Here is a 21,560-nt window from a genome sequence, read left to right as displayed (position 1 = left end):
CGCCGGAGGTCAGGTGCTCGCGAGCGCCAGGGCTATGCCGTCCAGGATGTCCCGCTCGGAGACCACCACGGTGTGCATCCGCACGCCCGCCCGCCCCGCCTCCGCGCGCACCCGAGAGATGACCGCGGACCAGATGAGAGCGCCCGCGCCGATCACGTCCACCCGCCCCGGGTGGACGTAGGGCAGGCGCGCGCGGCGCGTCCGGCTCATCTCCAGCAGCGAGCGGCACGCCTTGAGCATCGTGTCGGCCTTGATCACGGCTCCGTCGATCGCCGCGGAGTCGTACTCGTCGAGGTCGAGCGCGTGCGCGGCGACCGTGGTGACGGTGCCCGCGACGCCGACCAGGGTGGCGGCCCGGCCCAGCGGGACGGCCCTCGACGCGACGTCCAGCGCAGCCTCGACCTCGGCTGCGGCCGCGGCGATCTCCGCGGGCGTCGGCGGGTCGCCGGCCAGGTGGCGCTCGGTCAGCCGCACCGATCCGACGTCCATGGACGCCGACGCGACCGCCGACCACGAGCCGAGCACGAGCTCCGTCGATCCCCCGCCCAGGTCGCACACCAGGAACGGCCCGCGGTGCCGCCCGGCCAGCGCCCCCGTCGCGCCACGGAACGAGAGCTCGGCCTCCTCGGCCCCCGTGATCACCTCCGGCAGGACCCCGATGGCATCGTGCACCCCGGCGACGAAGTCGTCCCGGTTCTCCGCGTCCCGGCTCGCCGATGTCGCGACGAACCGCACGGCCTCGGCACCGAGCGCGCGCACCTCGTCTGCGTACCGCCGGGTGACCGCGAGGGTGCGCGCCAGGGCCTCGGGCGAGATGCGCCCGGTGCGGTCCACGCCCTCACCGAGCCGCACGACCTCCTGGCGCCGCACGACGTCGGTGAGGACCCCCTCCCGGACGTCGGCGACCAGGAGCCGCACGGAGTTCGTGCCGCAGTCGACGGCCGCCACGCGAGTCATGCCCGTCAGCCTGCCACGGCACGTGGGACGTCCCGACCGCTCCCCCGGGGAGGGGCGAGCCTCAGGTGCACCGACACACCTGGGGTGTCCACTCGGCCGCGGCGAGGGCCAGGGCCTCGTCGCCCAACGGGGTGATACCGGGCCCGACGGCCAGCGCGTGCGCCGCGAGCACGTGCAGGCACTTCACGCGGCTCGGCATCCCACCGGCTGACACGCCGGCGATCTCGGGGACGTCGCCCAGCTCGGCCCGACGGGCGAGGTAGTCCTCGTGCGCTCGCCGGTGCCCCGCCGCCAGCTCGGGATCGACCGACAGGCGTTCGTTCATCTGCTTCATCACGCCTCCGGCCTCGAGCCGGGACAGCGCGGCGACCGCGGCCGGGTGGGTGAGGTAGAAGGTCGTCGGGAACGGCGAGCCGTCGTCCAGGCGCGGCGCGGTGCGCACCACCGTCGGCCGACCGCACACGCACCGTGCCGCGATGTCGACGACGCCGCGCGGCACCCGTCCGAGCTGAGCCGCCAGGGTCGCCAGGTCCTCCGCCGTGGCCGGGGTCGGGCTCATCCGCCGCTCCCAGGTGTGGCGCGGCCGCCCGGCGCCGTCGACGCGCCGCCGGGCCCCCCGCTCGTGGCCCCGCCATGGGCAGGACCGCCCTGCGTCGCAGGGGCCGAGCCGCCCGGAAGCGGGGCCTCGCCGGCAAGCTGCACCGAGCTCCAGATCGTGGAGTACCAGGGCGCCACGGCGCCGCCCACGGGCAGGGCCAGGCCGCCCGTGGAGCCGGGGTCGGACGAGGAGACGTGCGGCTGCTCGGTCACGACCTGCGGGTCGATCACCCGGTACGCGGTCTCGCCCGGCATCACGTAGGACAGCCGTTCGCGCGCCTGGGCGATGACGTAGGCGTCGGTGTCCCAGCGGGCTAGCTGGGCACTGAGGTCCGTCTCGCGCTTCTCCGCCGCCGCGACCTTGGCGGCCAGCGCGCTCAGTTCCGAACGTTGGGCGAGGTAGGCCCGCACGGTCGGGAACACCATGGTGAAACCGATGAGCAGCACCACCCCGAGCAGCAGTGCGCGCACCGACAGCAGCCGCGCCAGGTCACCGACCCCGGGCTCGTCGCGCTCGACCGTCGCCCGCCGTTCGGCGGCCCGGGGGGCCGGGCGGTCCGAGCCGCGCCGTGGCGGAGCCCCGGCCGACGGGCGGCGGGCGCGCGAGGTCGCCGGACGTCGGGTCATGCCCCGATGGTGACATGGCCGGAGCCCGGGTCCGCCGCGGGCTCGCCGGAGGCGCGGGACCTGGACCTGGGCGCCGGTGCGCCGGTCCGGGGAGTGACGCATGTGACGGGTGTGAACGGCGCCCGCGCGCTCGTGGCGATTACCATGCCACGCAGGTATCATGCGACGCATGGCACCTGAGGTCGCAGCGGTCGAGCGCACCGAGCTGCTCACCCACCTGCGTCGCGGCACGCTCGAGTACTGCCTGCTGGCCACCCTCCGCGGGGCTCCCGCCTACGGTCAGGAGCTCGCCCGGTCGCTCGGCGGCGGCACCCTGATCGACTCCGAGGGCACGCTGTACCCGCTGCTCGCACGATTGCGCCGGCGCGGCTGGGTCGAGACCTTCTGGCGCGACTCCCCCCACGGGCCTCCGCGCCGCTACTACTCGCTCACCCTCGACGGCCACCGCGCGGTCGAGACGTTCACCGAGGTCTGGGGCCCGTTCGCCGCGGCCGTGACCCGATGCCTGGAAGGGGACCCGCGATGATCACCGGACGTCACGAGCTGCTGGAGCGCTACCTCGCAGACCTGGAGCGCCGCCTGGCGGCCGCCGACCCGGGTGAGCGTGCCGACATCCTCGCCTCGGTGCGCGAGCACGTGGAGTCCGAGCTGGCGATGCTCGACCGGCCGGCCACGTCCGCCGACGTCGCGGCAGCGCTGGAGTCGTTGGGCAGCGTCGACACGGTGGCCGCCGCGTGGACGCCCGAGGACGGCGGGGCGACCGCGGCCCCGGGACGCGCTCACCCCGCCGGCCTCGCAGTGGCGGCAGGCGTGCTCGCCGCGCTCAGCGTGCTGCTGATCTGGCTGCCACCCGTGGCCGGATCACTCGGCGTCGTCGCCCTCGTGCTCGGAATCGTGGCGCTGCGCCGAAGGGACGAGCCGCGGTGGGCTGCGCTCACCGGTGTCGTCGTCGGCGCGACGACGGTCGTGCTGGGCCTGGTCGTGCTCCTCGGGGCGCTCGTCGTGTTCGCCCCGCACAGCGAGACGGGCCGGACAACCGACGGCGTCTCCGTCCCAGCGGTCTCGCCTGCCCCCTAGCCGAACGCGCGAGGGGCCCGGTCCAGGACCGGGCCCCTCGCGTCGCTCAGTGCGAGCCGCTCACTTCTTCCAGCGCGGGAAGGCCGACGCGCCGGCGTAGAGCGCGGCGTCGTCGAGCTCCTCCTCGATGCGGAGCAGCTGGTTGTACTTGTTGATCCGCTCGCCACGGGCCGGCGCACCGGTCTTGATCTGGCCGGCGTTGACGGCCACGACCAGGTCGGCGATGGTGACGTCCTCGGTCTCGCCGGAGCGGTGCGAGACCATCGCGGTGAAGCCGGCGCGCTGGGCCATGGTCACGGCGTCCAGCGTCTCGGACAGCGTGCCGATCTGGTTGAGCTTGACCAGCAGCGAGTTCGCGGCCTTGGTCTCGATGCCCTTGGCCAGGCGGACCGGGTTCGTGACGAACAGGTCGTCACCGACGATCTGCACCTTGTCGCCGACCTTCGCGACCAGCGCCGACCAGTCGTCCCACTCGTCCTCGCTCAGCGGGTCTTCGATGGACACCAGCGGGTAGTCCGCGACGAGCTGCTCGTAGAACGCCACCATCTCGTCCGAGGTCTTGGCAGCGCCCTCGAACTGGTAGGCGCCGTCGGAGAAGAACTCGGTCGCGGCCACGTCGAGCGCGAGCGCCACGTCGGTGCCCGGCACGAAGCCGGCCTTCTCGATCGCCTCGAGGATCAGGTCCAGCGCGGCACGGTTGCTCGGCAGGTTCGGCGCGAAACCACCCTCGTCGCCCAGGCCGGTCGCCAGGCCCTTGGCCTTCAGCACCGACTTCAGCGAGTGGTAGACCTCGGCGCCGGTACGCAGCGCCTCGCGGTAGGTGGACGGCCCGATCGGGGCGATCATGAACTCCTGGATGTCCACGTTGGAGTCGGCGTGCGACCCGCCGTTGAGGATGTTCATCATCGGCACCGGCAGCACGTGCGCGTTGGGCCCGCCGATGTAGCGGAACAGCGGCAGGTCTGCCGAGTCGGCAGCGGCCTTGGCCACGGCGAGCGAGACGCCCAGGATCGCGTTCGCGCCGAGCTTGCCCTTGTTCGGGGTGCCGTCGAGGTCGATGAGCATCTGGTCGACGAGGCGCTGCTCGCTGGCCTCGAAACCGATGAGCTCAGGGGCGATCTCGTCCATGACGGCGTTGACCGCGTCCTGCACGCCCTTGCCCAGGAACCGGCTCTTGTCACCGTCGCGTCGCTCGACGGCCTCGAACGCACCGGTCGACGCACCGGACGGGACGCCCGCGCGGGCGATGGTGCCGTCGTCGAGCGCGACCTCGACCTCGACGGTGGGGTTGCCGCGCGAGTCCAGGATCTCGCGGGCGCCAACGGCCTCGATAGTGGCCACAGGTTGCTCCTTCGGACGATCGTTGTCGACACCGCTCGGTGCCGACGACCCGTGCGCGGCGCGCACCGGCCGCCGGTCCACGTCAACCGGCCACAGCCCACCCTAGACCGCAGCCGCCGGACGCGGACAGGACGTTCGCACGGTCGACGCGTCGTGTCCGCTGGGTATTCTCCCGGTCCCTGCCGTGCGACCCGGGGGACAGCCTCAGGAGCCGGTCAGGCGCTGCTCGACGACCGAGGCCGCCCGGGCCAGGGAGCGCCGCCCGGTGCGGACGTGGTGCGTGCACACCTCGAGGTACAGGGGCCGGCGCTGGGTCGCCAGGGCCTCCCACCGCCGCCGGGGGTCGTCCCCGAGCAGGGGTCGGTTCGTGTCGCCGCCGACCCGGTCCATCGCGATCTCTGCGTCGACGTCCAGGAACACTACGCGGCCGCCGCGCGCCACGTAGTCCGCGAGGGCCGCCCGGGTCACCTCCGAGGCCACCGCCCCGCCCCCGAGGGACAGCACGCCGTCGTGCGTGCTCAACGCCTGGACGACGGTGCGCTGCTCGAGGTCGCGGAACGCCGGCTCGCCGTCCGCCGCGAACAGCTCGGGGATCGTCCGTCCCGTGGCCTCGACGATGTCCTGGTCGGTGTCCCGCAGCGAGACGCCCCACCGGCGGGCCAGCTCCCCACCCACGGCGCTCTTGCCGGAGCCCATCGGACCGCACAGCACCACGACGGGGCCGCGCTCCGGACCCGCGGGGCGGCTCACCGCCAGTCCCCGGCCCCCGGCCGCTCCCGGCCGGCACCGTCCGGCTGGAGGGCCGCGAGCGCCGCCCGCACGGTGGCCACGTCGAGCTGACCGGGCGCGGACCCGCGGCCGACCGACGCGAACGTGGCCGCGGAGCCGAACACGCCACCGGCCACCCGGGACACCCCTCCCAGGGCCCCCATCGACACGGTGACCACGGGGCGGTCCAGCTCGCGCGAGGCCGTCCAGGTGGCACCCAGCAGCTCGAGCACGTCGCCCGGGTCCTGCGGTGTCACCGCGATCTTGCACACGTCCGCCCCCGCCCCGGCCATCCGGCGCAGCACGCCCACCATCTCGCCGCGCGACGGCGTCGAGCGCAGGTCGTGGTGGGAGCCCACCACGGCCACGCCGGCCTCGTGCGCTGCTACCACCGCGGCGTGGGCCCCGGGCTGCAGCATCTCGACGTCCACGAGGTCGGTGGCACCGGCGTCCATCAGGGCGCGGAGCGTGTCGAGGTGGCCGTCCGGATCGACCGGGGCGCGGCCTCCCTCGGGCCGGGTGCGGACGGTGACCAGCAGCGGGATGCCGCCCAGCGCGTCGGTCAGCCGGTGCGCGGCGGCCACGGTCCCGCGCAGGTCACCCGCCAGGCGCTCGGCCAGGTCCACCCGCCACTCGACGACGTCCGGTGCGGCCCGGCGCACGGCGGCGGCCTGGTCGGTGAGCTCGCGCAGGTCGACGCCGGTCAGCGGCACGATCACCACGGGCCGGGCGGGGTCGAAGCGGACGCCGCGGATCTCGAGCACGGCCCGATCATGCCGATGCGGGCCCCGGTCCGTCCACCGGGGCCCGCATCGGTCGTGCAGGGGTCAGGACACCCCGACGGGCAGCTGCGCGAGGATCGCCTCGACCATGGCCTTGGCGTCGCCGAACAGCATCGACGTGTTGTCCTTGAAGAACAGCGGGTTCTGCACACCCGCGTAGCCGGTGGCCATCGAGCGCTTGAACACGACGACCTGCTTGGCCTTCCACACCTCGAGCACGGGCATGCCCGCGATCGGCGAGCTCGGGTCGTCCAGCGCCGCGGGGTTGACCGTGTCGTTGGCGCCGATCACGAGCACGACGTCGGTGTCGTCGAAGTCGTCGTTGATCTCGTCCATCTCGAGCACGATGTCGTACGGCACCTTGGCCTCGGCCAGCAGCACGTTCATGTGGCCCGGCAGCCGGCCCGCGACCGGGTGCACCCCGAACCGGACGTTGACGCCGTGCGCGCGCAGCTTGCTGGTCAGGTCCGCCACGGGGTACTGCGCCTTGGCGACGGCCATGCCGTACCCCGGCGTGATGATCACGGACTTGGCCTCGAGCAGGAGCTCGGCGGTCGAGGCCGCGTCGATCTCGTGGTGCTCGCCCTGCTCGCCGGCCCCGGCGACCACGGTGCCGCCCTCGGCCCCGAAGCCACCGAGGATCACGGAGATGAACGAGCGGTTCATCGCCCGGCACATGATGTAGCTCAGGATCGCACCGGAGGACCCGACCAGGGAGCCGGTGATGATCAGCAGGTTGTTGCCGAGCATGAAGCCGGCGGCCGCGGCGGCCCACCCGGAGTAGGAGTTCAGCATCGACACGACGACGGGCATGTCGCCGCCACCGATCGCCGCCACCATGTGGAAGCCGAGTGCGAAACCGATCAGGGCCATCGCGGCGATCAGCACGACGCCGAAGCCGACCTGGTCGTGCGGGAGCACGAGAAGCCAGATGAGCAGGGCGAAGAACGCGCCGAACCCGGCCAGGTTGAGCATGTTGCGCCCGGGCAGCACGAGCGGCGCGGACTTCATCTTCGCCGAGAGCTTGAGGTAGGCGACCACCGATCCGGTGAACGTGTACGCACCGATGAGCACGCCGAGCGCGACCTCCACGAGGTGCACCGCGCCGCCCTCGCCGTCGGGGGCGATGAACGAGTTGAACCCGACCAGCACGGCCGCCATGCCGACGAACGAGTGGAACGCCGCGATCAGCTCGGGCATCTGGGTCATCTCGACCTTGCGCGCGATCGGGGTCCCGACCAGCGCCCCGAACGCCAGCACCGCGACGATGAGCGCGAGGGTGACGCCCACCGAGTGGCGGTTCGGCTCGTGGGCCGACTTGTACAGCGAGTCGACGACGGTCGCGGCGAGGGCCAGGACCATGCCGACCATGCCGGTGAGGGTGCCCATCCGGGCGGTGGTCGGCTTGGACAGGCCTGCGAGCGACAGGATGAACATGATCCCGGCGACGATGTACAGCCCGTAGACGAACTGGGTCAGCATGCTCACACCTCCTTCTGGAACATGCCGAGCATCCGGTACGTGACCAGGAAGCCACCGAAGATGTTGATCGAGGCGATGGCCGCCGCGACGATCGACAGCGCCATCACCGCCACGTTGGTCGAGCCGATCTGGAGCAGGGCGCCGACCAGGATGATCCCGGAGATCGCGTTGGTCTGGGACATCAGCGGGGTGTGCAGCGAGTGCGAGACACCGCTGATCACGTAGAACCCGACGACCACCGCGAGCGCGAACACCGTGAACGCGGTGACGAAGCTCGCCGGGGAGAACATCACGGCGAGCACCACGAGCACCGCGGCGATCCCGGCACCGAGCACCCGGCGCCGCGCCTTGGCGGCCGCCGCCTCGGCCTCGAGCCGGGCCTTCTCGGCCGGGTCGACCTGGGGCACCTCGGGCGCCGCCGCGGCCGGGGCCGCGGAGACCTTGACCGGCGGTGGCGGCCACATGCTCTCGCCCGCGTGCGCGACGGTCATGCCGCGCACGACCTGGTCCTCGAAGTCGAGGACGAGCTCGCCGTCCTTGCCGGGCGTCAGGAGCTTCATGACGTTGACGATGTTGGTGCCGAACAGCTGCGAGGTGTGCTGCGGCATCCGGCTCGTCAGGTCCGTGTAGCCGATGATCGTCACGCCGTTGTCGGTCACGATCTTCTCGCCCGGGACGGTGAGCTCGCAGTTGCCACCGCCCGAGGCGGCGAGGTCCACGATCACGCTGCCGGGCTTCATGTTCGCGACCATCTCCGCGCTGATCGTGCGCGGCGCGGAGCCGCGGACCAGGGCGGTGGTGATGACGACGTCGGCCTTGGCCGACTCGGCGGCGTACATCTCCGCGGTGAGGCGCTCCTGCTCCTCGGTCAGCGCCGCGGCGTAGCCGTCGGCGGAGACCTCCTGCTGGGCGGCCTCGGCCTGGACGAACGCCGCGCCCATCGACTCGATCTGCTCACCGACCTCGGGCCGGACGTCGAACGCCCGGACCTCGGCACCGAGGCTGACCGCCGCGCCGATCGCCGCGAGACCCGCGACGCCGGCCCCGATCACGAACACGTGCGCGGGAGCGGTCTTGCCGGCCGCGGTGACCTGGCCGGTGAACATCCCGCCGTAGCTCTCGGCGGCCTCGATGACCGCGCGGTAGCCCGCGACGTTGGACATCGTGGACAGCACGTCGAGCGCCTGCGCCCGGGAGATGCGGGGCACGGCGTCCAATGCCATGCCAGTGACCTTGTGCGCGGCGAGCGTCTCGACGAGCTCGGGGTGCGCGGCGGGCATCATCATCGAGATGAGGACCGACCCGTCGCGCATGGCGGCGATCTGGTCCTCGGTGGGGGTGTTCACCGCGGCGACGACATCTGCCTTCCAGACGTCCGCGGCGTCCACCACGTTGGCCCCGGCCTCGGCGTACGCCTCGTCGGAGAATGTCGCGGACACCCCTGCCCCGGATTCCACGGCCACCTCGTAGCCGAGTCCGACGAGCTGTCCGACGGTCTTGGGGGTGGCCGCGACAAGGCGCTCGCCTTGACGGGACTCCCGTGGGACTGCGATCTGCATCCTGGCTCCTTCGCGCAGACATCCGTGCACCGGGCCATCGCCCTCCGGCCCCTCGCCGGCGGCATCCTCTGCGCCCCGCACGTTACCGCGGGGCCAGGCACCGACGATCGACTGCTCTGTCGCCCGCCGGCACGTCCTGCCGGCGGCAGGCCTCCGCCATCATGCTGCCCGTCGGTCCGAACCTCCCATGACTTAGGACCCGGGTCCTAAGCGGCGGATCCGGTATGTCACTGCCGGGCCCGACCTTGGGCCGCCGAGGTGGGGCGGCGGCAGTCCCTTGCGACCACTCCCCGACCGGAGTAATGCGGGACCTGATCGCGCCCCAGCCGGGAGGGAGACGACCGTGCGCGCCTGGCAGACCGACGCAGGACGACTGGTCCTCACGGACGTCGCGGACCCCGAGCCGGCACCCGACGAGCTGCTCGTGCGGGTGCTGGCCTGTGGGGTGTGCCGCACCGACCTGCACGTCCTGGACGGTGACCTGCCCGAGCACCGGCCGCACGTGGTGCCCGGGCACGAGGCGGTCGGCGAGGTGCTGCATGCGCCGAAAGGCTCCGTGCGCCGCCCCGGCGACCTCGTCGGCGCGCCGTGGCTGCGCCGCACGTGCGGGGTGTGCCGGGACTGCCGCGCGGGCCGGGAGAACCTGTGCCGGTGGTCGGTCTACACCGGCTGGGACGCCGACGGCGGCTACGCCGAGCGGCTCACCGTGCCGGACGCCTACGCCTACGACTGGCCGGAGGGTCTGGACCCGGTCGAGGCCGCACCGCTGCTGTGTGCCGGGATCATCGGCTACCGGGCGCTGGCTCGCGCGGAGGTGCCGGACGGCGGGGTGCTCGGCCTCTACGGGTTCGGCGGTTCCGCGCACCTGACGGCACAGGCCGCGCTCGCGCGCGGCGTGACCGTGCACGTGATGACGCGAGCGGCCGAGTCGCGCCGGCTCGCCCTCGAGCTCGGCTGCGCCTCGGCGCAGGGCGCGGCCGACCCACCGCCCGAGCCGCTGGACGCGGCGATCCTGTTCGCGCCCGCGGGCGAGCTCGTCCCCGTCGCCCTGGAGGCGCTCGCCCCCGGCGGCACGCTGGCCGTGGCGGGCATCCACCTGTCCCGGATCCCGCCGCTGGACTACCAGCGCCACGTGTTCCACGAGAAGGAGCTGAGGTCGGTCGAGGCGAACACCAGAGCCGATGGCCGTGAGCTCCTGGCGCTCGCCGGGCGCATCGGCATGCGGGCGACCGTCACGCGCGTGCCGTTCGCCGAGGCCGACCGGGCGCTGGACGACCTGCGCGCCGACCGGGTGACCGGTGCCGAGGTGCTGGTCATGGACTGACCTCGGGTGCGGTCAGCCGCTCGCCTCCGCGCCGGACGGCTCGGCCGCGCGGACCCGCGCCTCCAGGTCCCGGACAGCGGCCCGCAATGCCGCTTCTGCGTCGATCCCCGCACCAGCAGCGCTGCGCACCAGGTCGAGCAGCTGTGCACCCAGCCGGGCAGCCGGGTCCGCGGCGTCGGGCACGGCGGGTACGCCGTCCAGACCGGCCCGCCGCGCACGGGCCACGACCTTCTGCGCCCGGGCGAGCCCCGGCATGCCCACCGGGATGCCGTCGAGCACCGAGGTGCGCTCGGTCTTCTCCGCGGCCTTGATCTGCTCCCAGCGCCGGTGCACCTCGGCCGGGTCGAGCCCGGCGTCGGCGTCCGGGCCGAACACGTGCGGGTGCCGACGCCGCAGCTTGGCCGCGATCCCGGCCGCGACGTCCTCGATGTCGAAAGGCTCCGTAGCGTGCTCCTGGGCGACGCGGGCCTGGAAGACGACCTGGAGGAGCAGGTCGCCCAGCTCCTCGCGCAGGTGCCCGCGATCGCCGGTCTCGACCGCCTCGGCGACCTCGTAGACCTCCTCGACGGCGTAGGCCACGAGCGACTCGGCGGTCTGCTCCGCGTCCCACGGGCACCCCCCCGGGGAGCGCAACCGGTCCATCACGGCGACCAGGTCGCGCAGGTGCGGGTACGGACCGTCGGCCGCGGCCGTCACGACGACGAGGCGATCCAGGCGGGAGGGGCGCTGGTGATCTGCCCGCCGGACCAGGTGCCGTACTGCGGGTTGACCTGGATGTCGTGGGCGGCGAGCGTCTTGCTCAGTGCGGCGAACACCGACGTCGCCTGGTCGAGCTTCTGCAGGGCCTGGGCGGCGAGCTGGGACCGGGCCAGCAGGACCGCGTCGGGCGTCCATTCACTGACCGCCGGGAGCTTCTGCTGCGTCACGATCGAGTTCAGGAGCGTGACCGCGTCGTCGTCGGAGACGCCGACCCCGTTCTGCTCGGCCGCGGCCACCACATCGGGCGCCGTGATGAGGCCGCTGAGCAGGTTCGCCGGGTCGGAGTTGGCCAGCATCGGCTTGAGCTGGGCATAGGTCTGCTGGAGCTCGCTCTGGGAGATCGAGCGGTCGCCCACGACCGCCGCCACACCCGGGTGCGCCGAGCAGCCTGCCAGCAACGTCGCCGCCAGCACCGCCCCGGCGAGCGTGCGGATCACGGTCCTCGACATGCGTCTCCTCCTCATGGGCGCGCGTGGCCCGCCGACGACGATAGCGCCCCTCACGCCGCCTGCCTCACCAGCACCTGCTCCACGAGACCGGTCAGCCACGCGAGCAGCTCGGACCCGGCCAGCGGACGCCCGCCCACCCGGGCCGTGGTCGGGAACGGCACCAGCACGGTCCGGGTCGCGGGCTTGAGGACCGACCCGGGGTGGAGCCGCCGCAGCCGTAGGGCGGCGGACTCGGGGAGCTCGACCGGGGCGACCCGGATGAACTTCCCCTGCGCGGTGACGTCGGTCAGACCCGCGTGCCTCGCGAGGTTGCGGAACGTCGCGACCTCGAGCAGAGCCTCGACCGGGGCGGGGGGCGCGCCGTAGCGGTCGGTGAGCTCGGCACGCACCTCCTCCAGGGCCTGCGGCGTGGTGGCGTCGGCGACCTTGCGGTAGGCCTCCAGGCGCAGCCGCTCGTGCTCGATGTAGTCGGTGGGCACGTGTGCGTCGACGGGCAGCTCGAGCGTCACCTCGGCCGGGGTGGTGTCCTGCTCGCCGCGGAACGCCGCGACGGCCTCCCCCACCATGCGCACGTACAGGTCGAAGCCGACGCCGGCGATGTGGCCGGACTGCTCGCCACCGAGCAGGTTGCCCGCACCACGGATCTCCAGGTCCTTCATCGCCACGGCCATCCCGGCACCGAGGTCGGTGTTCGCGGCGATGGTCTGCAGCCGGTCGTGCGCCGTCTCGGTCAGCGGCCGTTCGGGTGGGTACATGAAATACGCGTAGGCCCGGTCCCGGCCGCGGCCGACCCGGCCGCGCAGCTGGTGCAGCTGGGACAGCCCCAGCAGGTCCGCGCGTTCCAGGATCAGGGTGTTGGCGTTGGAGATGTCCAGGCCGGTCTCCACGATGGTCGTGGTGACCAGCACGTCGGACCGCTTCTCCCAGAAGTCGACGATGACGCGCTCGAGCTGGTGCTCGCTCATCTTCCCGTGCGCGGTGGCGATCCGGGCCTCGGGCACGAGCTCCGCGAGGCGGGCCGCAGCCTTGTCGATCGAGGCGACCTTGTTGTGCACGTAGAACACCTGGCCCTCGCGCAGCAGCTCGCGCCGGATCGCCGCAGCGACCTGCTTCTCGTCGTAGGCGCCGACGAAGGTGAGCACGGGGTGGCGCTCCTCGGGCGGCGTGGCCAACGTGGACATCTCCCGGATCCCGGTGACCGCCATCTCGAGCGTGCGCGGGATGGGCGTCGCGCTCATCGCGAGCACGTCCACGTCGGTGCGCAGCGCCTTGAGCGTCTCCTTGTGCTCGACGCCGAAGCGCTGCTCCTCGTCGATGACCACGAGCCCGAGGTCCTTGAACCGCACCTGGCCGGTGATCAGCCGGTGGGTCCCGATCACGACGTCCACGCTGCCGTCCGCCAGCCCTTCGACCACGGCCTTGGACTCGGTGTCGCTCTGGAACCGGGACAGCGCCTTCACCGTCACGGGGAACGGGGCGTAGCGCTCGGAGAACGTGTCCAGGTGCTGCTGGACCAGCAGCGTGGTGGGCACGAGCACCGCAACCTGCTTGCCGTCCTGCACCGCCTTGAACGCGGCCCGCACGGCGATCTCCGTCTTACCGTAGCCGACGTCGCCGCACACCAGGCGGTCCATCGGGAACGACTTCTCCATGTCCGCCTTGACCTCGTCGATCGTGGCGAGCTGGTCGGGCGTCTCGACGTAGGCGAACGCGTCCTCGAGCTCGCGCTGCCACGGGGTGTCCGGACCGAAGGCGTGGCCAGGCGTGGCCATCCGCGCCGAGTACAGCCGGATCAGCTCACCCGCGATCTCCTTGACCGCCTTGCGCGCCCGCCCCTTGGTCTTCGCCCAGTCCGACCCGCCCATCCGGTTCAGGGCCGGCGACTCACCGCCGACGTACCTGGTGACCTGGTCGAGCTGGTCGGTGGGCACCCAGAGCCGGTCGCCCGGCTGGCCCTTCTTGGACGGCGCGTACTCGATGACCAGGTACTCGCGGGTGCCGGCCGTGGGACCACCACCCACGGTGCGTGCGGTGAGCTCCACGAACCTGCCCACGCCGTGCTGCTCATGGACCACGAAGTCACCGGGTCGCAGTGCCAACGGGTCGACCGTGCGCCTGCGGCGCGACGGCATCGACCGCATGTCGCGCGTGGACGTCCCCGCCCGCCCGGTGAGGTCCGACTCGGTGACGACCGCCAGCCGCAGCGCCTCGGCGACGAAGCCGCGCTGGACCGGCGCGGGGGTGACCAGGACCACGCCCGCCTCCGGCGGCTCGGTCACGCCGCCCACGAGCCGCGCCGGGACGTCGGCCGACCCGAGCTGCTCCGCCATCCGGGCCGCCGGGCCGTGCCCCTCGGTGACCAGCACCAAGCGCCAGCCCGCACGCTGCAGGTCCTGCAGGTCCGTCACCGCCTTGGCGACCTCCCCGCGGTACCCGTGCACGTCCCTGGCGCCGATGACGAGCGACCCGTCGAGATCCCGCTGCTCGGGTTCCGCACCCTCCCCCGGCTCCCCGTCGGGCGCGGTCGCGAGGCCGAACGGACTCAGGCTCCACCACCCGAACCGCCGCGACAGGGCCAGCTCGCGGGTGTCCGCATAGCTGATGAACGACGCGGTCGACAGGTCGATCGGGGTGTCCGCCCCGGCCCCGGCCGCGCTCCAGGCGGCCTCGAGGAACTCCTGACTGGTGGCCGCGAGGTCGTGGGCACGGCGACGCACGCGTTCCGGGTCCGTCACGACGACCAGCGCGTCGTCGCCCACCAGGTCCAGCATGGGCACCATGCGGTCGACGAGCGCCGGGGCGAGGGATTCCATGCCCTCCACCGCGATCCCGGCGGCCAGCTTCTCCAGCAGGTCGGCTGCGCCGGGCAGCTCGCTGACCAGCTCCGCGGCACGCGCCCGGACCGCCTCGGTCAGCAGGATCTCTCGGCACGGCGGGGCCCACAGGCCGGACTCGGCGACCTCGAGGCTGCGCTGGTCCGCCACCGCGAACCAGCGCACCTCCTCGACCTGGTCGCCCCAGAACTCGACGCGCACCGGGTGGTCGTCCGTGGGGGGGAAGACGTCGAGGATGCCGCCCCGGACGGCGAACTCGCCGCGCCGCTCGACCATGTCGACGCGCGTGTAGGCGGCGCCCGCCAGGGCCTCGACGACCCGCTCCAGGTCCGCCGTGCCACCGGCCTGCAACGACACCGGCTCGAGCTCGCCGAGACCGGCGACCGTGGGCTGCAGGGCCGCGCGCACCGGCACCACGACCAGGCGCAGCGGACCGCCGGGGCCGTCCGGGTCGGGGTGCGTGAGGCGACGGAACACCGCCAGGCGGCGGGCGACGGTGTCGCTGCGCGGGGAGAGCCGCTCGTGCGGCAGGGTCTCCCAGGACGGCAGCACGGCGATCGCGTCCGCGTGCGCCGGGGCGTAGGACGCCACGGCCGTCGCGAGCTCCTCGGCCTCCCGACCCGTCGCCGTGATCACCACGATCGTGGCCGGCGCGGCACCGCCGGCGTCCAGGAGTCGCGCGAGCAGCGGGGCGCGCAGACCGAGCGGCGCAACCACGTCCAGCTCGGGCTCCCGCGACGAGACGGGCTCACGCACCTCGGCGAGGGTGCGCGCCACCGCCGGGTCCGGGTCGAGCACGGGCAGCAGGCCGGAGAGGGTCATCGGTCCTTCGGAGCGGATAGGCAGTCGCGTGCGAGCACGCACACGCCGCCCGAGTCTAGGCTCCAGCCCTCAAGCCGCCCGACGTGGGTCAGGCCGGCACCTTGCCGGCAGCCTGCCGGACCGGGGGCAGACCCGGCATCTCGAACAGCCATCGGATCGGGATGACCGAGCGCCAATGCGAGAACAATGTCCCGATCGCGAGTCCCGCGAGCATCAGGCTCGGGACGACGACGGCCACATGCGTTCCGGCATGAACGAAAGGCCAGAGCACCCCGACCATGGCCGGGAAGTGGGCCGTGTAGTAGACGATCGAGTTCCTGCCGACATACCTCACCGGCGACGTCAGCCTCGACGGCAGGCGGGACGCCGCGGCAACGGCGACGAGGATGCCCGCGAAACTTGCAGGCACGTAGAGGCTCTCGTAGGCGAGGTCCGTCAGCGCTGAGGCGAGCCCCAGCGCCAAGGCCGGAACCGCAAGCACGACAACGCTTCGTGGCCGGGTCACTCTTCTCATGAACCCTGGCCCGAGATGGGTCGCCCAGGCCCCAGCGAAGAAGAAGATCCCGAAGTAGAGCAGCCGGTGGTTCACCGACGACGCCGGCGTGAACGCGAACGAGCCCGCCAGAAGCACGAGCGGCATCACCCAGGGCGGCAGACGACGCACGATCGGCGCGACGGCGTAGTACACGCAGAGGAAGAACAGGAACCACATATAGCCGCGAGCCACATATGTCGACGGGTGGACCAGAGCCCAGGTCGAACCATCCGTGATCCGGTAGGCGACCATCCAGACGAACCACGGCCACGCGATGAGCGAGAGCTTTCCCCGCAGGTAGACCAGCACTGGCTTCGTCAGTGCGCGGGGCAGAAGCATGCCCGAAAGGAACATCAGCGTCGGCATCCGGAACGGCAGAAAGAAGTCGTTGATGGAAAGGAGAGCGGCAGGCACGGGCATGCCGCGCAGGTTCGGAAGCGAGGTCGCGTGCCAGAACAGCATCAAGAGGATCGCGCTACCCCGCAACGTGTCCATCCACTCCATGCGCCCACGCGGCTGGCTGGCCCCGGGCGCCGGCAGCGCCGGCCACAAGTGTGTGCCCGGGTCCACGTCCAGCGGAGCGTGGGCCCCATCTCCGGTGGACGCGGCCACGGTGCGGTCGGTCGTCACGAGCCCCCGCCGACAGCAGCCCCCGGCCACTCATCTCCCTCGATCAGAGCGAGCGCGCGGCGCAGCAGGGAGCTCGAGGTGTGAACCGTGTAGGGGAAGTAGACGACGTCGACACCCACAGCTGCGAAGTCCCGCTCCAACTTGTCGCCCTTGGCCGTGCCTCGCCAGTCGTCCCCCTTGAAGAGGACGTGGAACCGAACGTCCTGCCAGGTCACCAACTTGTCCGGCTGGGTCTCGACGAAGACGTCATCAACCAGATCGACGTGGCGCACGATCTCGAGACGTTCGGCCAAAGGGATCACCGGGCGCCGCCCCTTCGCAAGCTCGAGCATCTCGTCCGACACGACGCCCGCCACCAGGACGTCGCAATGTGCTCTCGCGTGACGGAGCAGGTTCAGGTGCCCGATATGGAAAAGGTCGAACGCGCCAGGCGCATATCCGACTCGAGTCATGGTCGCTCCTCGTCGCGGACCCGCCAGGCCATGGGCCTGCGCTTGCCCCCCGGGCGGTCGGCCCGCCGTCGTTCACAGGCTACGGGCCAAGACGCGGGCAGGACAGGGCGAAGCGGGTGATTTCGGTCAGACCGGAACCGTGCGGCGTTCGCGTCTCTCCGGCCCGGCCTCCAGCCCCCGCCCACCCCTAATCGGGGCCGACCGCTCTTCGCTACTCCTCGTCGGCGACGGGCGCGCGAGCCGAGAACGCGTCGGCGCGACCGTGTCGCTCTGCTTCGACGTCCAGAACCTCGCCTTTGCCGTGGACATCCTGCGGCGCGTGCGCTGAGCCGCCCTCCTCCCCGGATGCGAGGAACGAGGAGGTCGCGTCGTCCGCTGGAGTGTCGGCATCCTGCGTGCTCTCGGGCGAGCCGGGGACGGGGAGCGCACGCGCGCCGTCCTCCTCGGCGACGGCCGTCGCCGCGCGATCTCCGTCCTCCTCGTCGGCTGCGGCGGCCCAGCGGGCGTGCCGTCCCTCGTGCGGCGCGTAGCCGTACGCGGAACCGCGGCGTGGCTTGACGCGGTTGAGCACGACCCCTAGCACGTGTCCGCCAGCGGCGCGGACGCCGTCGATGACTTCACGCAGCTGCTGCCGACGAACCCGGCGGGCGTCCGCGACCAGCATCACGCCGGAAGCCATCCTGGACAGCACCGCGGCGTCTGCGACCGGGAGCAAGGGTGGGGCGTCCAAGAGCACGACGTCATAGCGCGCGCGCTGCTTCTCCAGGAGCGCACGAAGGGCCTTGGTGGCCACCAGCTCACTCGGATTCGGTGGCACCTCGCCCGCCGTCACGACATCGATCCCGTGGTCCGACCACCGCTGGACCACGTCCTCAATGGTCGCGCGGCCGATGAGCACGGTGGTCAGCCCGACACTGCCTTCCAGCCCCAGGTACTCGGCCACGCGAGGGCGGCGCATGTCGGCGTCGACGAGCAGGACGGACATATCGGCCTCGGCCAAAGCCATGGCAAGGCTCACACATGCAGTCGTCTTCCCCTCGCCCGCCAGGGCAGAGGAGACCACGACGCAGAGCCCCTCGTTGTCGACGTTGACGAACCGGAGATTGGTGCGCAGCCGACGGAACTGCTCGGCACGCTCGTCATCGAAGGCGACGGAGCGGGAACTGCCTCTACGCCCCGTGGCGCGCCCGATCTGTCCGAGCACCGGTACATCGGCGACGCGGGCGACGTCATCCGGCCGCCGCACCCGGGTATCGAGCACATCGCGGAGATAGGCGAGTACCACCCCGAGGAGCAATCCCGCGACGAAAGCCGCGAGGACGTTCCGCTTGGTATTGGGCGCGATGGGGTAGTTCGGCACCTCAGCCTGCTTGACCACCCGAACGCTGACGGTGCTGGTGCCGTCGCTGCGCTTGGTCAGGTCTTCCACACCGATCTTGAGCTGCGCGGCGACGGCGTTGGCGATGTTCGCAGCACGTTGCGCCGACGTGCTGGACGCCGCGACCTCCAGGATCTTGGTGTCCTGGGGAAGGTTCACGCTCACGTTCTTCGCAAGCTCGCGGGCATTCGTGCTGAGGCCGAGATCGCTGATGACGGGTTCGAGGACGAACGGCAGCGTCGCGAGCTGGGCGAAGGAGAGCATCTGGTTCTGGGTGTACGCCGCACCCTGGTTCAGGTCGCTGGCGGACTGACCCAACTCGAGCGAGAAGTACAGGCTCGCCGACGACCGGTAGACCGGCTGGGAGTAATGGGACAGGACACCAACGCCGAGCGTGAGCAGGAGGGTCGTAGCCACAACGAGCAGCAGGTGCTTGCGCAGCGAGGCGATCACTTCGTGCAAGGTCATGTGGCCTCCGAGCCGCTGAGCTCCCGGTCATCGTCGAGCACCGCCGACCGGGGTCGCTGGATTCTAGTGGACCGCCCTGGGGAGACCACCACGTCACGATACGGAGGGGACGGTCTCGCCCGGACGTAGGTACTGACCGCGAGCCCCGCCATGAACCAGAAGAACATGGCGTACTGGGTGATGAGCGCGACGGTCAGCACCGCGGGGAGCTGGGCAACAATCGCGATCTGGGCGGGGCTGGGCTCGGTCCGCCGCAACAGCGTCGCCGCGGCCGTCACGTGCAGGCCCAGAAGCAGGACCACGACGATGAGCCCGTAGGTGACGCCCGCCAGGATCACTGCGGAGTCGATCGAGCCGAAGGCTCCGAAGCTCGTGGTCCCGGCAGCGCTGCGTTCACGTGCGCCCGACATCCCCAGCACGCGGATGGTCGGCAGGAGGCGCAGGAGTGCCGGCCGGTAAGCGGCGCTGCCAGCCGCCTCGCTGCCTGCTGCGGCGAACACGCCCTCCAGCAACGGGGTTGCCACGACCGCGACCACCCCGAACAGGGCGCTCATCGCGAGCCGCGTCCGCATGGCCAACTCGCTGCGCATCAGCAGCACAGAGAGCACCAGTCCGGCCACTGCAGTGCCGATCCCGATGCGGCTGAACGTCACCACACTGCCGGCAAGCAGCGTCGTCACAACAGCCACCTTGACCGCCTTGGGCAAGCGACTACCCAGCGCAAGCGGCACCGCCATGGCGAGGCTCGCACCCAGGGCGATCGAGTGACCGAACGCGCCCTCGGCCCGGAGCACGCCGCCGCGGGTCTGCAGCGTGCGCCAGATGCTGCCGCTGTAGTCGCTCAACGCGGGCAGGTGGACGAACACGTTGACTCCGGTCGCGAACTCCACCAGGGCCAGCAGGCCCGCCGCGCCGAGCACGAGCGCGACCACGCCGTAGATCCAGCGGGCCTCGACGGACGACGCGACGAGGCGTGCAAACACGTAGCACGCCCCCCAGTCGAGCACCGCCACCGACGCCGAGTGGATGGTGCCGTAACCGCCGACGTAAGCGAGCACGGCCGTGGTCACCGCGACCGCCACGATCAGGTCGGGCGCGCGCAGTCGCACCGGCCTTCGGCCGGTCAAGGCGACGATGCCCATGAGGGCCACACCCGTCGCGGGCGCGACGTACACCTTGACGTCCACGCCCATCCAGTACGGTACGAACGCGACGACGAGCGTCCATGCGACCACCGCGAAGCGCGGCCTAGATCGGAAGGCCGGCACGAGGACCGCGAGGACGGCCACCACAGCCAGCAGCAAGGCGTAGCGGTCAACCTGCGCTCCGGACACCCGTTCCCCTGATCCTCGCACCAGATGGCCCGCGGCCCGGGCTCGCGGCATCGCACGATACCCGGGCCGCGAACACGTGGCTGTCAGTCCACGGTCACGTGCAGGTCATTCCACCGGACGGTGGTAGGCACCGAGGTCGACGAGCCCGAGAGATATGCCATGAGCCCGAGGTAGCCAGGCATCTGCAACGCGGCGGTGCTGTCCGTGGTCTGGACGAGCCAGTCGGTCGGCTCGGTGTCGCCCGCTGGCCAGGCCCTGGCGGAGATCGTTGTCGGCGAGGTTCCAGCCACCCGGACGCGCACGGCGATCAGGTCACCCGGTGTGTAGGTCATCCCTGGCACAACGGCCGAGGCGACGGACGTCGAGTCGCGAACGATCTGCACGAGGACCGACCCGGTCGAGAGCAGCCGCACACGTCCCGAGTAGGAGGAAGACCCGACCTGCCGACCGACGAGGGAGAGGTAGGTCCCACCGCCCGTCTGAGCCTGGTCCACAGCGACCTTCGCCGTCAGGTCGACGGCATCCGCCGAGACGGACTCGAGGAACGCCCCCAGGGTCGCACCCGCCCTCGGAATCACCTGGAGTCCGGACGTCCCGTCCACCGAGTAGTAGCTCGACGACGCGAGCACCGACCACGAGCCTCCGACCTCTGCGTCACCCCAACCTGTGGCCAGGGTCCGGCCGAAGGTATCCGTGGCGAGCTCCGTCGGCGCCACCGGGGCAGACACCGTCACGTCGTGGGTGACCGTCCCGGTCAGACCACCCGGGTCCGTCACGGTCAGCGAGATCGTGTACGTCCCGTCGGCCGCGTAGGTGTGCGACGCGGTCGCGCCACTACCGGTGGACCCGTCACCGAAGTCCCACACGTACGACAGCGCACCACCCTCAGGATCGCTCGACCCCGACCCATCCACCGACACCGACAGACCCGCCGGCGTCGCCGTGAACGCCGCCTGCGGGGGCTGCGGCGCCGCAGAGACAGTGACGTCGTGGGTGACCGTTCCGGTCAGACCACCCGGGTCCGTCACGGTCAGCGAGATCGTGTACGTCCCGTCGGCCGCGTAGGTGTGCGACGCGGTCGCGCCACTACCGGTGGACCCGTCACCGAAGTCCCACACGTACGACAGCGCACCACCCTCCGGATCGCTCGACCCCGACCCATCCACCGACACCGACAGACCCGTCGGCGTCGCGGTGAACGCCGCCGTCGGCGCCTGGTTGGGCGCCACCACGGTCACGGAGTGGGTGACGCTGTCGGTCAGGCCGCCCGGGTCCGTCACGGTCAGCGAGATCGTGTACGTCCCGTCGGCCGCGTAGGTGTGCGACGCGGTCGCGCCACTACCGGTGGACCCGTCACCGAAGTCCCACACGTACGACAGCGCACC

General features: G+C 72.0%; 19 protein-coding genes. 3 read left to right on the top strand and 16 right to left on the bottom strand.

All coding sequences use genetic code 11. From position 1 onward, the window contains the following. Positions 1–9: 9 nt before the first annotated feature. From Q6348_RS06410 to Q6348_RS06400, 3 genes are all read right to left on the bottom strand, one after another. Positions 10–957 (bottom strand): Ppx/GppA phosphatase family protein, encoded by a 948-nt coding sequence (locus Q6348_RS06410; protein ID WP_304600470.1) that lies wholly within the window; start codon positions 955–957, stop codon positions 10–12. A gap of 61 nt (positions 958–1,018) precedes the next feature. After that, positions 1,019–1,516: a DUF501 domain-containing protein gene (locus Q6348_RS06405; protein WP_304600469.1), complete on the bottom strand. Its 498-nt coding sequence runs from the start codon at positions 1,514–1,516 to the stop codon at positions 1,019–1,021. Then, the gene (locus Q6348_RS06400; protein WP_304600468.1) at positions 1,513–2,181 is read right to left on the bottom strand and encodes an FtsB family cell division protein; all 669 of its coding nucleotides are present in this window, start codon (positions 2,179–2,181) and stop codon (positions 1,513–1,515) included. Before Q6348_RS06400 ends, Q6348_RS06405 begins: the two co-directional genes overlap by 4 nt. A 169-nt stretch (positions 2,182–2,350) precedes the next feature. Between Q6348_RS06400 and Q6348_RS06395 the strand changes: the two genes are divergently transcribed. Together Q6348_RS06395 and Q6348_RS06390 are read left to right on the top strand one after the other, a co-directional pair. Continuing rightward, on the top strand, positions 2,351–2,707 hold the full coding sequence (locus Q6348_RS06395; protein WP_304600467.1) for a PadR family transcriptional regulator: 357 nt from the start codon (positions 2,351–2,353) through the stop codon (positions 2,705–2,707). Then, a complete protein-coding gene (locus tag Q6348_RS06390) occupies positions 2,704–3,258 on the top strand; it encodes an HAAS signaling domain-containing protein (protein ID WP_304600466.1) in 555 nt (184 codons plus the stop codon). Before Q6348_RS06395 ends, Q6348_RS06390 begins: the two co-directional genes overlap by 4 nt. 60 nt (positions 3,259–3,318) lie before the next feature. Here the strand turns inward: Q6348_RS06390 and eno are convergent, their stop codons facing one another. The 5 genes from eno to Q6348_RS06365 all read right to left on the bottom strand — a co-directional run bounded on the left by eno (position 3,319) and on the right by Q6348_RS06365 (position 9,190). Next, a complete protein-coding gene (gene eno, locus Q6348_RS06385; RefSeq protein WP_304600465.1) occupies positions 3,319–4,599 on the bottom strand; it encodes a phosphopyruvate hydratase in 1,281 nt (426 codons plus the stop codon). A gap of 204 nt (positions 4,600–4,803) precedes the next feature. Then, entirely contained in the window at positions 4,804–5,349 is a 546-nt protein-coding gene (locus Q6348_RS06380; protein WP_304600464.1) for a shikimate kinase, read from the bottom strand. Beyond that, positions 5,346–6,131 carry a type I 3-dehydroquinate dehydratase gene (aroD, locus tag Q6348_RS06375; RefSeq protein WP_304600463.1) on the bottom strand — a complete coding sequence of 262 codons (786 nt, stop codon included), beginning with the start codon at positions 6,129–6,131 and terminating at the stop codon, positions 5,346–5,348. The genes Q6348_RS06380 and aroD overlap by 4 nt, the downstream gene beginning before the upstream one ends. Before the next feature lie 63 nt (positions 6,132–6,194). Further along, positions 6,195–7,631, bottom strand: coding sequence for a Re/Si-specific NAD(P)(+) transhydrogenase subunit beta (gene pntB / locus Q6348_RS06370; protein ID WP_304600462.1), 1,437 nt, complete (start codon positions 7,629–7,631; stop codon positions 6,195–6,197). Between the two features lie 2 nt (positions 7,632–7,633). Continuing rightward, on the bottom strand, positions 7,634–9,190 hold the full coding sequence (locus Q6348_RS06365; protein ID WP_304600461.1) for a Re/Si-specific NAD(P)(+) transhydrogenase subunit alpha: 1,557 nt from the start codon (positions 9,188–9,190) through the stop codon (positions 7,634–7,636). A 343-nt stretch (positions 9,191–9,533) separates the two neighbouring features. On the opposite strand from Q6348_RS06365, the gene Q6348_RS06360 reads away from it, so the two are divergent. Then, the gene (locus tag Q6348_RS06360; protein WP_304600460.1) at positions 9,534–10,514 is read left to right on the top strand and encodes a zinc-binding alcohol dehydrogenase family protein; all 981 of its coding nucleotides are present in this window, start codon (positions 9,534–9,536) and stop codon (positions 10,512–10,514) included. A 12-nt stretch (positions 10,515–10,526) separates the two neighbouring features. Here the strand turns inward: Q6348_RS06360 and Q6348_RS06355 are convergent, their stop codons facing one another. The 8 genes from Q6348_RS06355 to Q6348_RS06320 form a co-directional block, all read right to left on the bottom strand. Continuing rightward, positions 10,527–11,210, bottom strand: a complete 684-nt coding sequence (locus Q6348_RS06355; RefSeq protein WP_304600459.1) for a nucleoside triphosphate pyrophosphohydrolase — start codon at positions 11,208–11,210, stop codon at positions 10,527–10,529. Next, entirely contained in the window at positions 11,207–11,722 is a 516-nt protein-coding gene (locus Q6348_RS06350) for a SurA N-terminal domain-containing protein (RefSeq protein WP_304600458.1), read from the bottom strand. The genes Q6348_RS06355 and Q6348_RS06350 overlap by 4 nt, the downstream gene beginning before the upstream one ends. Before the next feature lie 50 nt (positions 11,723–11,772). Beyond that, entirely contained in the window at positions 11,773–15,378 is a 3,606-nt protein-coding gene (mfd, locus tag Q6348_RS06345; protein WP_304600457.1) for a transcription-repair coupling factor, read from the bottom strand. 88 nt (positions 15,379–15,466) lie between these two features. Further along, the gene (locus Q6348_RS06340; protein WP_304600456.1) at positions 15,467–16,417 is read right to left on the bottom strand and encodes an acyltransferase family protein; all 951 of its coding nucleotides are present in this window, start codon (positions 16,415–16,417) and stop codon (positions 15,467–15,469) included. Between the two features lie 122 nt (positions 16,418–16,539). Further along, positions 16,540–16,995, bottom strand: a complete 456-nt coding sequence (locus Q6348_RS06335; protein WP_304600455.1) for an FAD synthase family protein — start codon at positions 16,993–16,995, stop codon at positions 16,540–16,542. 211 nt (positions 16,996–17,206) lie between these two features. Beyond that, a complete protein-coding gene (locus Q6348_RS06330; RefSeq protein ID WP_304600454.1) occupies positions 17,207–18,841 on the bottom strand; it encodes a tyrosine-protein kinase domain-containing protein in 1,635 nt (544 codons plus the stop codon). After that, the gene (locus tag Q6348_RS06325) at positions 18,838–20,175 is read right to left on the bottom strand and encodes a hypothetical protein (protein ID WP_304600453.1); all 1,338 of its coding nucleotides are present in this window, start codon (positions 20,173–20,175) and stop codon (positions 18,838–18,840) included. Before Q6348_RS06325 ends, Q6348_RS06330 begins: the two co-directional genes overlap by 4 nt. Positions 20,176–20,258: 83 nt before the next feature. Continuing rightward, the coding region (locus Q6348_RS06320; RefSeq protein ID WP_304600452.1) for a PKD domain-containing protein at positions 20,259–21,560 on the bottom strand (1,302 nt) is incomplete at its 5' end.

The organism is Actinotalea lenta, from assembly GCF_030586465.1.
Lineage (GTDB): Bacteria > Actinomycetota > Actinomycetes > Actinomycetales > Cellulomonadaceae > Actinotalea > Actinotalea lenta.
Note: the sequence above shows the minus strand (reverse complement) of the source record. Positions and strands in the feature narration are given on the sequence as shown.